The organism is Streptomyces sp. NPDC102278, from assembly GCF_044766345.1.
GTDB lineage: Bacteria > Actinomycetota > Actinomycetes > Streptomycetales > Streptomycetaceae > Streptomyces.
Genome location: NZ_JBIWLV010000028.1, coordinates 60,475 through 73,943, shown reverse-complemented (window position 1 = coordinate 73,943; position 13,469 = coordinate 60,475). Strand labels below are relative to the sequence as shown.

The window sequence follows — 13,469 nt, the reverse complement described above, 5'->3', positions numbered from 1 at the left end:
CGCAGAATCCAGCTCCGACCCCACCTCATCGACAGCTGTCTCACCGCCACCGGCCTGACAATCAACCCACCGACCCCGCCCTGAAATCCTCAGTAGTGGTGGCGGCCCCAGAACTCGGTGTCGACGGTGCGGTTGCGGTCGTCGCGCAGCGTGGCGGTATCGGCGCGGTTGTCCCAGACGTGGTCACGCTTGCCCTGGAACAGGTCGGTGCGGGAGTCACGGCCGGATCCGGTGTGGATCCGGATGGTGGCGCGGCCGCCGATGCGGACGTCGTTGAAGCGGTAGCGGTTGCCGTCGGAGTCACGCAGCGTCCAGCCGCGAAGGTTGAGGGCAGCACTCACCTGCCCCGGCGGTGCCGGCTGCGCGCTGCGGTTCCTGGAGCCGTACGCCGTTCGGCACACCGGTCGCGCGCAGCACACCTACCACTCCACCCCGTCGGGCCAGTGCCCTACATGGACGCTGCCGTCCCCGTGCAGATCCGGCGACGCGAAGAGCAGGTCAGGCCAGGTTCGTCCTCCCGCTCGATGGCGATGGACACCGCCCCATCCGGAGGCGCTTCGACGGTGGCAAGGACGGTTCCGTGGTCGTCCGTGATCAGGAATCGCATGAAGGCTCCTTCGAAGGGCTGGGCCTCGGGCAGCACCCTGGCGCCCGGGGAGGGGACTGAGGGACGAGGGTCGGGCGATAGCGAGAATCACCGCGACGACGCGCTTGGTGACCTCCTCCAGGCCATCCGAGGCGCTGGTGCAGTCGAAGTACTCGAAGACGAAGGACGGCTCGGCGGTTCTCCGCCAGGCACTCGGCGGATGTGAACCGGGGACCGTCCGTGGCCTGGGCGAACACGATCCTGTGTCCGCAGGGCGGCTCGCTTCCATCGGACCCGTTGTCAGCCCAACGTTGGGTCGGGACATTCCCGGCGTCTCTGCTGGATCCCTGTCGGGACGGCGCCCTTGATGTGTTCACCGAGGTTGCTGCAACGTATTGTGACCCGAGCAAGGGGGAGGACCTGGGCCGTGTCGAGGCCCTCCCAGCCAGTCAGCCCGGCCCGCAGTCAGTACGTTGTGCCTAGGCCGAGAATATGAAGGACCCCGTGCCCACGCCCAGCCCCTCCCAGCTATCGCAGCGCAGTGCCTTCTTCGACAATGCGAAGGTCATGCTGGTTGTGTTGGTTGTCCTCGGGCATGGGTGGGAGCAGATCATCACGGTCGACACGCCGGTGCTGCGGGCCTTGCACAACGCGGTGTATGCCTTTCACATGCCGGCGTTCATTCTGCTCTCCGGTTATTTCTCGAAGAGTTTCACCGGTCGTCCCGATCAGATTCGACGTCTCGTCACCGGAATTCTTCTCCCCTATCTGATTTTCAATGCCCTCTATGCCGCCGCCTATTACTATCTCCGTGGCGCGCCTTTCAGTACCAATCCCGCCGTTCCTGTGTATCTGTGCTGGTTCCTGATTGCCCTGTTCCTGTGGCGGCTGACGGCTCCGCTGTGGAATGCGCTGCGCCACCCTGTTGCCACGGCCGCGGTCATCTCGCTGGCCGCAGGTGCCGTCGAGATGGGCCAGGACCTGGCCCTGGCGCGGGTGCTCATGTTCCTGCCGTGGTTCGTTGTCGGACTGCGCATGCGGCCCGAACATTTCGCCCGGCTCCGCACGGCCGCTGCCCGCTGCTGCGCCGTCGTGGTCTTCGCGGTCTCCCTGTGCCTGGCCCTGGCGCTGTCCCCCGCTCCAAGTGACGACTGGCTTTCCATGTCCAGCGGATACAGCGCCCTGCACACTACGCCCCTGCACTACCTCCTGGGGCGCCTGGCGCTCTTCGCGCTCAGCGCGGCACTGGTGGCTTCCTTCTTCTCGCTCGTGCCCGGCCGCCGCATGCGGATTACCGCACTCGGGGCGGTCACCCTGTACCCCTACCTGCTCCATGGCCTCCTTATCCGAGCGGCCGAGAAGGCGGGTGTCTTCTTGGTGTTGATGAACTGGGGGCCGGCAGGCACGGCTCTCCTCACCGCTGCCGTCGTCCCCATCGGCCTGTTTCTTTCCGCAGCACCCGTACGTGCCCTGGTCCGCCCCTTGGTGGAACCACGCCTGCCCCGATGGCTGGCGAAGCCCACGCCCAGCCCCACCCAGCGCGCCCGGCCCGAGGGCAGCCCAGAACCGCTCCCAACCCGCCAGGACCAGGCCTCGACCTCTCCCAGCTCGCCGGTGATGTCCGCGGACCGGTGACCTCGCCCCGGCACCGACAGCCCCTCACCGCCCGCAGCCCGCTCAGGCCTCGGTTCGAGGAGCTTCAACAGGCTGGTCACCTTCAAGTCCGATTCATCGTCGGACTTCGCTATGTACTAAACTCGTCGGACTTGCCGGCTACGCCGAGCGCATGCCCCACGAGCTGTCCGGCGGCCGGCAGCAGTGCATCGCCCCCTGGCACCCCGCCCCCCTAGTCCTGCTCGACGAGCCGTTCAACGCTCGGACATCGCCGCCTGCTCGTGCGTGACGACGTCGTACGTCCGGCCCCGCACAGCGGTGGCGATGGCGGCGGTGCGCAGCTCATCCCGAACCGCGTCACTGGCGAGGACGGTGCTGTCGTGGCCGCGTGGGCCGTTGTTGTGAGGTCATACCGCTGCTGCGGTATCGAGCACGGTCGCGGCCAGTTCTGCGTAGCTGACCGCCCGTGTGCGTGTTTGTACACGCAGAAGGGTGGCGCAGGCCGCGTCATTCTTGTTGCGCGGCAGGCTCGTGATCTGAGAAAGACTCAGCACGTAGAACGTCCACTGGCTGAGGTCCAGTGCGTTGTACTCGTCGTGGCTGCGGGCGGTATGAACAGCGAAGACGTAAACGTCGGCCTGGAAGTCGCGGGGGCCGCACGGTTTCCCGGTGATGGTGTCGTACGGGACTGCCCGGGGGATCGTCCAGCTCCGTGACTCCCTCTGTTTCACCTGCGTCCACGCCTGGACGAACCCGGTCGACTTGACCTCGATTCTGATGCCTTGCGGGGTCAGGACATCGAAGGGGTCCCACTCCACCCGGGATCTGTCGGCCCCCACCGCGCGGGCGACGAGAAACTCCGCGAGGTATCCGCGCAAGGTGTTGGTGCGCAGGTCCGACATCCCGAAACGCCAGAAGTCCAGGACCGTCGCGTCCAGCCCGACGAACCGCTCCGATCCGTTCGCAGGCTCCGGAGGGGGAAGTGCCGCCGGGACGGACGGCGTGCGGGCGGACGGTAGCTGCGGGGAAGGGGCCATGACCTCAAGAATGGCGGAGATCGATGACTGCGTGACAGGGCTGGGCGTGGATGCTCGGCATCGTTCCGGCGATGTCGTGCATCCACATCGCGAGGTCGTGCACTGCGAGACAGCGGATCGTGGGAGCGGACTATGTCTACGAAGGCGATGGACTGGACGCACTGTGCGAGGCCCTGTTCGTGCTATCGGCGCGGGTACAGCCTGCTTACGTAGCCACCCCCTGAATCCTCCGCCGCTTGGGTCGAAGCCGCAGCGGGTTTCGGATGGCCTTCCTCGTGGCTGCCCGCGGGTGGCGAGCCGGCTCTCGCCATGCGGACACCATGAACGAACGTCAGCACGGGCCGGTACCCGTGTCCCCCCCTCCCAGGTGGCGCTGCCCGATGATTCGCACCAGGCTGAATGCGGAGCCTGCACTGCAGACTCAAGCACCATCAATGCGGTCGAGCAACGCACGGGCCTTGCCGGTGCGGTAGCGATCCGGATCGCAGGCGTCGGGCGCAGACCGAGGAGGGCCGTGGCCGCGGCCAGCTCGACACTGCCGATCGCCACGTGGGAGTGCTCCCGACACAAATCGCGGCGCAGTACCTCGGCTCGCTCCGCTTCGGGAAGGACCTTCCACATGGTGGCACTGGCCGCTCAGGCTTCGGACGAGACCGACACCAGAGCCGGTCCGGTTCGCGGTACCTGGCGAGTGCGTATCGCTCCGGCGCCTCGGCCTCAGTGTGGCGGCCCAGCTCGGTCAGGGCGTAGATCTGTCCGTTGCGGGCAGCCGTCGCTATGTACGGCATGTCCAGTTGCCTGCGAGCCCTTGGCACTGTCTCACTGGATGAGCTCGATGTGGGGGTGGTTCGGGGATGTGGGGCAGGCGTGCAGTTGAAGGTCGTAGCCACCGGCGATATCAATCATGGTGAAACTCGCCGGAGGGCTGCCGGGGAGGAGCGGCGTGGGGTTCGCCTGCTCCTCTTCAGGTGCCCAGCTGTCGCCGCTGCCGTTCCATTCGTTGGTGGCGATCGTCAGCAGGGGTTCGGCTTCTGTACCGCATTCCGGGCAGAGCCGGGGAACGGGGTCGGTGAGACCCCAGCGGCTCCAGCCGCCGATCTTCCAGCCGGGAGAAACCGATAGCATGTTCAGGTAGAGCTCTTCCGGCGCAACTTCGTAAGAGCTGTACAGCGCCGCTGCTTTAGCCATCTGCCAAGTGCTCCAGTTTGCCAGTTTCTCCTGGATCGCCTCGTCCAGTTCCAGATTGTTGGGGTACTCCGTGACATGTTCTGGTGAAAGCAGGCATGGTTCCGGCAGGTAGGTCTCGAACTGGAGCGCTGGCGGCTCAGGCGGCGTGGCGAGGACTTCGGTGACAGTCGCTGCTACACGCCAAAAGAGCGCGGTCCTGGGGTGTTCCGGGTGGTCGAAGGGACACCAGAGAACCTGGAGCAGATCCGCTTCGGATTGTGCAGGCCGCGGAAGCAGCGGTACGTCATGTGCGTACACCTGGGCGACCGGCAGCATGGCGATCGGGCCCTCGGGCCACGGGCGGCCAGCCAGGAGCTGCTTCTCGGCCGCCAGTTCTTCGGGCGTCGCCCAGGGCCCTTGCGGATCCCGGCGTCGGCGATCCTCTGCTGCTGCCCGACTGCGGCGCCAGAGGCGGACGTCATCGGGTGAGAGGATACGATTTCCCGCCCACTCGTGCGGCCCCTCGCAGTTCGGCCAGGGCTCGTCGGCGGGCCAAAGTAGCGGCCCGCCGACAGAGCTGTCGTGCCATGTGGGGGATCCGGGGCGGGGATGCAGCCGGGTCGCTCTGCGCGCCAAGGGGGTCAGTTGAGGGACAAGGTCTGCGACGTCGAAGGGTCGCGGTGGCGTGGTTTGACTCATATTGGCCCCCTAGGGCGTTAACGGGCTGGAATTAGTTTCCGAGGTTGAGGGTCCCGGTGTTCTTGAAGGTGTTGGGGACGTAGACATTGGGGAACAGTTCCTCTGCCGTCCCGTTCGCGCGTTCGATCGTAGCGGTCATAGTGACGCCCGTCGGAATCGTGCTCGTGGCGTCCCGGAAGACGGGCGTTGCTTGGTAGAGGATCGCGTCGTTCGGTCCGAAGGAGTCTTTCTTCACTTCTTCCTGAGCCTCAAACTCGAATGTCCTCATGCTGGGCGTTCCGGTGTTCATTCCTACCTGCCAGCAGGGGACCAGGTTCTTCTGGCCGCCGTCTTCGATCTGCCCCGGCCCGCCGAGGATGTTGGCGATCAGGTGGCAGCGGGCCTGCTTCGTGCCGGGAGAGAAGTCGTCGCGGAATTTCTGCGCGTCCTTCCAGCCCGTGGGGCTGCCACTGGCGGGTTTACCTGTCCCGGGCGTTTTACCCAGGCAGGCTGTCGCCTTGGTCGGCCGTGTGCCGGCTGGACCTATCGGCGTGATGGTTTTGTTGACATGGGCGACGGGTTCGGTGGTGTTCTCGTACCACCCTGTACCGGAAGGAATCGCTCCCAGCGGGTGGTTCGCCAGGCATGACGCCTGCGGGGCGCCGGCCGGTGTTGTGATCTCCAGCCTGAACTGGTCGGCGTCGATGATGCGCTGGCTCTGGAATCCCGCAGCGAGCTTGCCATCTGCGAACTGCTTGTCGACTGCCGGGACGTGGGCCCGCACGCACGGCGCGGCGCGATCCAATTCCAAACTATTGCCGAGGACGTAGGTGTCCCAGCCACCGCTGCTGGCATTGGGGATCACCTCGACGCACCGGGCACCGTCGATTCCGCCCTCCTTCATCTCCGCGAAGGGGAATTCTCCGCAGGTATCGGTTGCAACGAGGTCCGTGTTGGCTTTGAACGGCTCCGTTCCCGCGCTTCCGCAGGTACGGCTCGTCCGGTCTGCCACGCCGCTCACCTGCCGGGTCAGCGGCTTACTCTTCCCCCAGCCATCGTTGAGGTTGTTCTGCGCCCAGCCATAAGCAGCGATAGCGCCGCCCGGGTCCGAGCTCGTCGCATTCATCGCCACGACGGGCATCTCGGAAGGGATGGCACAGCCTGCGGTCGAGGTACCGCCGACGGCGTCGTCACAACGGATAGGGCGCGGGTTCGTCCACGAGGCGTTCGGGTCGGTGATCGTGGCGCCCGGCATGGTTACGTACATCGCGTAGGAGGTGTCGAACTGTGCGGTGGCACTTTGGGCGGGGGTCGAGGAGTACGTGACGGTGCCCGAGAGGGACTGTCCCAGGGTCAGGTTGCCGGTAAACCATGGTGCGGCCTTCGTGACCTTGCAGCCGGCTCCGCAGGCGGCGCGGAACTTGGCGCTCAGGGAGGTGACGTCGCGTTGTGCGTCGGTCATCTTCACGGTGACCTGTTCGGTCCATGCCGTTCCGCTGGCGGGAAGTGACGCGCTGGTTGTGACCTCCAGATTCCCCCGTCCGATCTCCACACCGTTGGCATCGCGCAGGATGTAGAGGACGTTCAGCCCGCTCACGCAGTACGTGAAACGGCTGTAGGCGTAGTTGCCGACTCCGCTGACAGTGCAACTACCGGCGGCGAGGGGCTGAGCGGCAGCGAGCCGGGGCGAGGAGGAGGAGGAGGAGGATGAGGAGGTGATGCTTGCGCATGCCCGGACGGCGCCCCTCCTGCGTTCAGGAGAGCCTGCCTTGGTGACCTCGCAATGCTCTTCGGACTTCTTCGGGACAACACCCGATGCCACGGCGGCGGGCGAGGCAGCGGGACTCGTACGGGTCGGCTGCTCGGACTGTTGCGCGGCAGGCTGAGCCATGGCCGCATCTGTCGTGGTCAGTGCCAGCGTGACGGCCGCCACCAGGATCAGTACGGTCGACCGGGCACGCACACGCAGCGCGCCCCGGTGTCGTGTTCTGTGCATGTTCGTACGGTCTTCCTTCGTGTGAGATGAGTGGGGTACCTGGGATGGGGGCGCCCAAGGGGGCTGGCCGTGCCCTGTGGCCAGTCCGCGGACTGGCCACAGGGCATGGCCGGGCAAGGTGTGCGGACACATGAGCGTCATCGGCCCTGCCGTTACCGGACCGGGTCTACGTGAGGTGTCGTCAGCGTGTGCCGGGGCGAGGCTCGTTCCGACCTGATGTGCAGGGGTGCTCAGAGCAGGGCTTCGCCGCTCGGCGGCATTGGTCTTCGGGCACAGGTTTGAGTGTCCGAGTGCCCGGGGTGTGGCGGAGCGGCTGCCGGGGAACCACACGGGGCGGCTTGCAGCGACGTCGTTCCCCGGCAATGCAGCCACGGCCGTTGTCAGGACCTGGCCATGGTGGCGCTCGTCTGGATCAGTCCAGCCGGTGCGACCGCCTGGTTGGCGATCAGTGGACGAGGCTGTAGAAATCCCTCACGATTTTGGATCCGATGTCCGCTGTGGTCCTGGCTACCGGGATCACCACGCTCGCGGTCTTCACCGGCATACGTACGCTCGCGAATCCGCCCCGGCCGCGCGAGAGGAGGCTGAGAGCGAAGCGGCCACCGGAGCTGATGAACTCCTTACTCTTCCAGCCGTACTCGACGCCGTTGAAGACCGCGCTGAGACCGGAAGAGACGACGGAGACCGCGCTGAGTGCACCCGAGATAAGCCCGACTACCGGGGCTGCTTCCGGCCCTGCGAGGAGGCCGGCGAAGCTAAGGACCGAGCCCGCGGCCGCGAGGCCGCTGGCGACCTCAAAGGCATCGGCCCACCACCCCGCGTCACCCCACCAGTCTTCGTCGCCCTTGGTGCCGTTGGGGTTTACCTTGTCGTTCTGGGGCGTGTCAGCGGGGTTGTGCCCCTTGTCTCTGTTCTCCTGTGCCTCACGCGCGGCTTCGCGGGCCTTCTCGATCATTTCTTGCTGTCGCATGGTCGCAGCGGTGTTGCGTGCCTGTGTGGCTGCTGCGGCCGCCTCGCTCGCGCTCTTTCCGGCATCCAGCGCCGAGGCGTGCGCGGAGGCAGCCGATGTGCGGGCCGACCGTGCTGAAGTGATGGCACTGCGGGCTGCGTCCAGGGCCTTGTTCGCGGAGTAGTTCGCGGACCTGGCCGCTCCTTGGGCGACGCTGGCTGCGGCCTTGGCCTTGTCGGCCTGGGCCTGTGCGTCGTTGGCGGACTTTTCGGCGGCGTTGGCGTTGTTGTTGGCCTCGGCGGCGTACGCCGTGGCTTGCTCCTGGGCCTTGATGGCCTTGTCCGCCCACTTCTGTGCGTCGGCGGCGGCGTTGCGTGCGTCGGCTGCGGCCTTGGAGGCATGCGCGGCATCACGCTGCGCTTCCTGGGCGACCTTGGCCGCTGCGGAGATGGATGCCTGGATGGCCGCCGCGTGGCTGGCGGAGTCGTAGTCGAGCTGTGCCGTCTTGAAGCGCAGGACCTCGACGAACTGCACCTGCATCCAGGTCGGGCCTTCGAGTGCTACTTCGCCGAAGGCTTTGGTGTAAGGGCCGCCGACGGCGATGAGTGAGGCGATTTGCACCTGCGCGTCCTCCTTGGCTGCCTCCTCCACCTCCTCGTCGAAGAACCTCTGCAGGGCTTCGGGAGTGTTGGTCGTCAGTGCCTGATTCGCTGCTTCCTTCACCCGCTTGCCGACCCCGCTGTTCAGCAGCTTGAAGATCAGTACCCGGTTGTCGTCGGCCCGTCGCTTGATGATCCCGCCGGTCGTGAAGTCTCCCTGGGCCTGATCACTCCCGCTGGCCAGTGCTTCGAGTGCCCCATTGGCGACGGCCGGCTCGGATATCTGCGCGAGATACAGGAGCATTTCGCGGTCGTCCTGTGCCTGGGCGAGGGCGCGGTCGAGATCGATCCAGGACAGGACGTCCCAGTCGCTGCCTGCGAGTGCGAACTGGGCCGCTTCACGGGTCCAGGTCCCCCTGGAGTCCAGCAAACCGACCGCGGCCTTGCGGCCATGGACAACCGCCAGGTCGTAGTCCTCGGTGCCCAGTGCCGCTTCGGCCTTGGTGATCGAGGTCTTGATGGCTTGGCTGGTCTGCTGGACCTGGGCGCGCTTGTTCACCGCGGCGGCCCGCTGAACCGTGTCCAGGGCGGCCAGTTCCTTGGCCTCCTCCAGTGCCTGTTTGCGGTCGGCCTCCAGAGAGGCCCACTCCGCCTCTCGGGCGTTGGCGGCCACGGTGACGGCTTCTGCGACGGTCTTGGTGGCGGTGTCGGCGGCCTTGACGGCCTCGGCTGCGTGCGCGGTGGACTTGTTCGCGTAGTCGACGGCCTGGCCGGCGTACTTGACGGCCTCCTCGGCAGCAGCGGCTGCTCTCTCCGCGTGGTCCGCGGCGGAGTTGGCCGCGTCGCGAGCCGTTCTGGCGGCTGCTGCGGAGGTGCTGGCCAGGGTCTGTGCGGTGGAGGCTGCGTTGGTGGCGCGGTTCGCGGCCGAGCTGGCGATGGAGGCCTGCCGCTGTGCTTCGGCTGCTTCCGACTGAGCGATGCCGGCGGACGTGGCTGCTTGGGCGGAGGCCTTGGCCGCGGTGGCGGCCTCGCGTGCGGCGGAAGCTGCGGCGCCGCCCGCCGCAGCGGCTGAGGAGGAGGCCGTGGCGGCCTGGTCGGCGGCGGCGGCCGCGCTGCGGGCTTTGGCTGCGGCATCGCGCGCCGCGATGGCGGCGTTCTTGGCCGCGTTGGCCTTGGAGGCGTCCTTCGAGGCGGCGATCGCGGCGTTGTAGGCGGTGGCGGCGGCGTAGCCGGCCACGGCCGCTGCCTGGGAGGCGCCTGTGGCCGCCCGGGCCGCGCGGCGCGAGGCATCCACCGCCGTGCTGGAGGCGCGGATGGCGATGTTGGCCGCGTCGGCCGCCCCTTGTGCGGCGGAGGCGGCCTTGCGGGCAGCGGCACCGGACCTGGCCACGTCGTTCTTGGCCGCCTCGGCCTCGGCTGCGGCCTTTTGGGCTGCCTCCTTGGCCCGTGCAGCGGCGGTCTGGGCGCGCTGGGATGCTTCGACCGCGAGGTCGGTGCTCGCCTGGGCGCGCTTGCCCTCGCGCTCGACGACCGCGACGAGTTCCTTGATGGTGGCCTTCTCCTGGTCGCGGGCGCGGGCGATGTGCTGCCCGATCTCCAGGAACCAGCCCAGGTCCGTGTCGTTGCCCTTCATGGCCCGGTCGGCGTACTTGGTCACCTCTGGGCCCGCCCCGAACATGATCGTCGAGGTCTCGACGCGCATGTCCTCCTCGTCGGCCTTCCACCGGCCGTCGATGATGAAGCGCTCCAACGCCTGATCGGTGCCTGCGTCCAGCGCGGCAGTGCCCGCGCGGCGCACAGCCCGGCCGGCGACGTTCATGACGGCCGCGGTCGCCACCTTCAGGTCCTCGCTGACGGCCGGCTTGTAACCGCTCTGGAGGAACGTCGCGATGGCCGCATCGCCTCCCAGCAGGGCGGCGCTTCCCTCCCGACGCATGCCCTTGCCCGCGTTCGCCATGTAGGCGAGGGTCGCGACCCTGTTGTCCTCCACTGTGACCTTGGCGAGGTGGTCGGTGAGGAACGTGGTCACTTCGGCGTCCGTACCGGCCAGTGCTTGGGCGGCCAGGGCTCGTGTGCCTCTGCCGCCGGACAGCCAGGCGGTGAGGGCCTTGGCCCGGTCGGTATCGGGCAGCGGTATGGGGGTCGCGCTGCCCGCGGCGCGGGCCGGTCGCGTCAGTGAGATCGGCGAGGCGGCGGCGACGGTAGCGGCAGCCAGCACTCCCAGAAGGCGGCGTCTGCTCATGAAGGTCGTCTGCATTGGTGTTCCTCAAGGTGCAGTTTGATAGGGCAAGTTGGCGCACCGGTCCACAAGCCGTCAGGACCGGTGCCGCAGGTTCCTACGGCCCAAGCTCAGGCTTAAGGGCACGCAGCCTCCCCGCCAAGTGAGTGCAGCGATGCCGGGTATAGGGCGGGGGGAATTCTATGGAGCGGTGACGGACTCAGGGTGTCGATCCAGCCATTTTCCGCCCATTGCCACCTGAAAAGCGCACACAGTGAAACCCCTCCCCGTTTGACGTCATCCTCACATGACGCATTGTCAAAGTAAAGATTAAAACCAGCCCCCATGGGGTCACCCCTGTGCCGCAGCAAACGCTCGCGAGTGCGCCCATCAAAACCATGAGTATTTTTTACATAAATCGCCCATAAAGGCTCAACCGAAGTTCGATTTGTTCGGAATCAAACGAGACACCCAATTTGTCCGGGTGGACATCTGGGCAGGTCAGAGCTGTAATCATGACGGGGGATGATCTTTGCCGCTAGCTCAGCGAAACGGTGACCAAGCCCCCGCAGGCCAAGTCGCACAGTTTACGGCTGCGACTGGAAATATGCTGCTGCACCGCATTGGGTCATCATGGTAGGCGTATTATCTCCGGATGATCGGTGTGCCCGCGTGGCGAAATGACCATTCCTTGGAGTTTCAGTGAAAAATTCTCTTCGTGCCCTCGCGGTAGGCTGCACAGCATTGGCCGCAGCCGCATTTCTGGTGACCACCGGCAAGGAAGCAACTATTTCCGCGCAGCCCATTGCCGATGAGGGTCCTGGATATGCGATAGAGACCTTCGGCTACCCGTTGGCCGACAAGATCCTGGCCGAGAAAAACATCCGTCTGAAGCGTGGTGACGGCAACATCACCCTGGCTGACTGCGCCAGCGAGCCCGGTCTCCTGGAGGTCTTCGCGCGTGCCAAGGACAAGGTTTGCTTCAAGGTCACCGGCAGCAGCGGCTGGCTGACGCTGGAGATGCCCGCGGTCTACGGCATCCGGGGAAGCGCTGCACAGACGGCCCAAGTGGACATGACCGTAGGGACGGAGGCGAAGACCTTCGACGTGGCCAAGGAGGCCTTCACTCCCGTAGGCGAGGCCACGGACAATGAGGGCCGCGACCACACGCTCATCGAGATCAGGACCAGCATGTAACAGCTGCGAACGGGCTGGTGGCCGTGTCTATCGCCTCGAAAGCCTGGCCGGGAACGTCCTTCCTGCCTTGAGCCGACCACACGGGGGAAGCACTGCCGGAGGGTTCTGCACGGCAGATCCAGACACTTGGCCCGCGCCGGCCCGATCCGGGCACCTTCCGAAGTCCCTTTGCCGGCGCCAGCCTGTCCTTGGTGACGCCGTGGAGGAACGCGAAACGGACCCAGGAGACCAGCTCTCCCTACGCGGACTCCCCACCCCCATCGCTGCCGGCAGCACGGACCTCCGCTCGCGGTCACCTGCCGCGCGTGCCGCCACTGCGGCAGAGCCTCCCACCGCTCGCTCGCGCCGTCGACTGCCCGCGATCCATCTCACCGCGGGCTACCGAGCCCAACACACGAGAAGGATTCCCATGAGGCCACCCACCCAGCCTTCACCGCGTGCAGCGAAGTCCCTGCCAAGCCATCTCTGCCAACCTCACCGAACCCTTCCCTGACGGCTGAGGCCCATTGGGCTATCTGCGGTAAGCCACAAGGCGCCTGCCGTCACCGCCTTTCCAAGAAGCATCTAAGGAAGATCATGTCCCACATACGTCCGCTCACCAGGTCGATGGCCGCGGCGCTGACCATCGCGAGCACCGCCGCGCTCGTGACCGCCGGCGTTGCTCTGGCAGCTGTCGGAACCCCCGCCGCCGCGGGGCAGTACACCTACACCGTCAAGCTCAACATCGGTGACGAGGCCGACAGTCGGGCCTGCTCCGGCGTTCTCGTCGACGCGAGCTGGGTCCTGACCGCGACGAGTTGCTTCGCGAAGACTCCGGGCGCGGCGGTAGTGGCGGGGTCACCAGCTCTGGCGGCCACGGCCAAGATCGGCGCGGACACGGACACGTTCAGTGTGATCAACATCGTGCCGTACAGCGGCCGTGATGTCGTGCTCGCGAAGCTGTCCAAGCCGGTCTCGGGCAGCATCACCCCCATCAAGCTCGCCGCTGCTCAACCCGCTGCGGGCGCTGATGTGACGGCGGCCGGATTCGGGCGTACCAAGACCGCCTGGGTGCAGAGCAAGGTGCACACCGCCGCGTTCGGTGTCGCTTCCACGGATGCCACGACGCTGACTCTCACGGGCAAGGGCACTGATGCCATCTGTCAGGGTGACGCCGGCGGCCCGCTGGTGAACAGCAACGGCGAACTGGTTGGCATCAACAGTCGATCGTGGCAGGGCGGCTGCCTGGATGCCCCGGCTACGGAAACCCGAACCGGCGCCATCTCGGCACGCGCGGATGGCCTCGGCGGGTGGATTCAGCAGACAGCCCGCTGGAACACGTCCATAGTGACCTTCGCCGATGTCACCGGCGACGGCAAGGCCGACATCCTCGGCCATCAGGCCGACGGCACCATCGTCATGGGCCAGAGCAACGGCAACGGGTTCACC

At 66.6% G+C, this 13,469-nt stretch carries 8 protein-coding genes; 3 read left to right on the top strand and 5 right to left on the bottom strand.

What is annotated here, in order from left to right; all coding sequences use genetic code 11:
- Positions 1-89: 89 nt before the first annotated feature.
- The gene (locus tag ACIRO3_RS35420) at positions 90-341 is read right to left on the bottom strand and encodes a lamin tail domain-containing protein (protein ID WP_404143707.1); all 252 of its coding nucleotides are present in this window, start codon (positions 339-341) and stop codon (positions 90-92) included.
- A gap of 749 nt (positions 342-1,090) precedes the next feature.
- Between ACIRO3_RS35420 and ACIRO3_RS35415 the strand changes: the two genes are divergently transcribed.
- Positions 1,091-2,221 (top strand): acyltransferase family protein, encoded by a 1,131-nt coding sequence (locus ACIRO3_RS35415; protein WP_404143705.1) that lies wholly within the window; start codon positions 1,091-1,093, stop codon positions 2,219-2,221.
- A 386-nt stretch (positions 2,222-2,607) separates the two neighbouring features.
- On the opposite strand, the gene ACIRO3_RS35410 is transcribed toward ACIRO3_RS35415, so the two are convergent.
- The 4 genes from ACIRO3_RS35410 to ACIRO3_RS35395 form a co-directional block, all read right to left on the bottom strand.
- Positions 2,608-3,237 carry a hypothetical protein gene (locus ACIRO3_RS35410; RefSeq protein WP_404143704.1) on the bottom strand — a complete coding sequence of 210 codons (630 nt, stop codon included), beginning with the start codon at positions 3,235-3,237 and terminating at the stop codon, positions 2,608-2,610.
- A gap of 819 nt (positions 3,238-4,056) precedes the next feature.
- Positions 4,057-4,740: a non-ribosomal peptide synthetase gene (locus tag ACIRO3_RS35405; RefSeq protein WP_404143702.1), complete on the bottom strand. Its 684-nt coding sequence runs from the start codon at positions 4,738-4,740 to the stop codon at positions 4,057-4,059.
- Positions 4,741-5,134: 394 nt separating this feature from the next.
- The gene (locus tag ACIRO3_RS35400; protein ID WP_404143701.1) at positions 5,135-7,078 is read right to left on the bottom strand and encodes a DNA/RNA non-specific endonuclease; all 1,944 of its coding nucleotides are present in this window, start codon (positions 7,076-7,078) and stop codon (positions 5,135-5,137) included.
- A gap of 445 nt (positions 7,079-7,523) precedes the next feature.
- Complete coding sequence (locus ACIRO3_RS35395; RefSeq protein WP_404143699.1) at positions 7,524-10,883, bottom strand: ALF repeat-containing protein; 3,360 nt, start codon at positions 10,881-10,883, stop codon at positions 7,524-7,526.
- Positions 10,884-11,588: 705 nt separating this feature from the next.
- Between ACIRO3_RS35395 and ACIRO3_RS35390 the strand changes: the two genes are divergently transcribed.
- Together ACIRO3_RS35390 and ACIRO3_RS35385 are read left to right on the top strand one after the other, a co-directional pair.
- Positions 11,589-12,041: a hypothetical protein gene (locus ACIRO3_RS35390; protein ID WP_404143697.1), complete on the top strand. Its 453-nt coding sequence runs from the start codon at positions 11,589-11,591 to the stop codon at positions 12,039-12,041.
- A gap of 576 nt (positions 12,042-12,617) precedes the next feature.
- Positions 12,618-13,469, top strand: an 852-nt coding sequence (locus ACIRO3_RS35385; protein ID WP_404143696.1) for a S1 family peptidase, incomplete at its 3' end; no start/stop codon positions are given.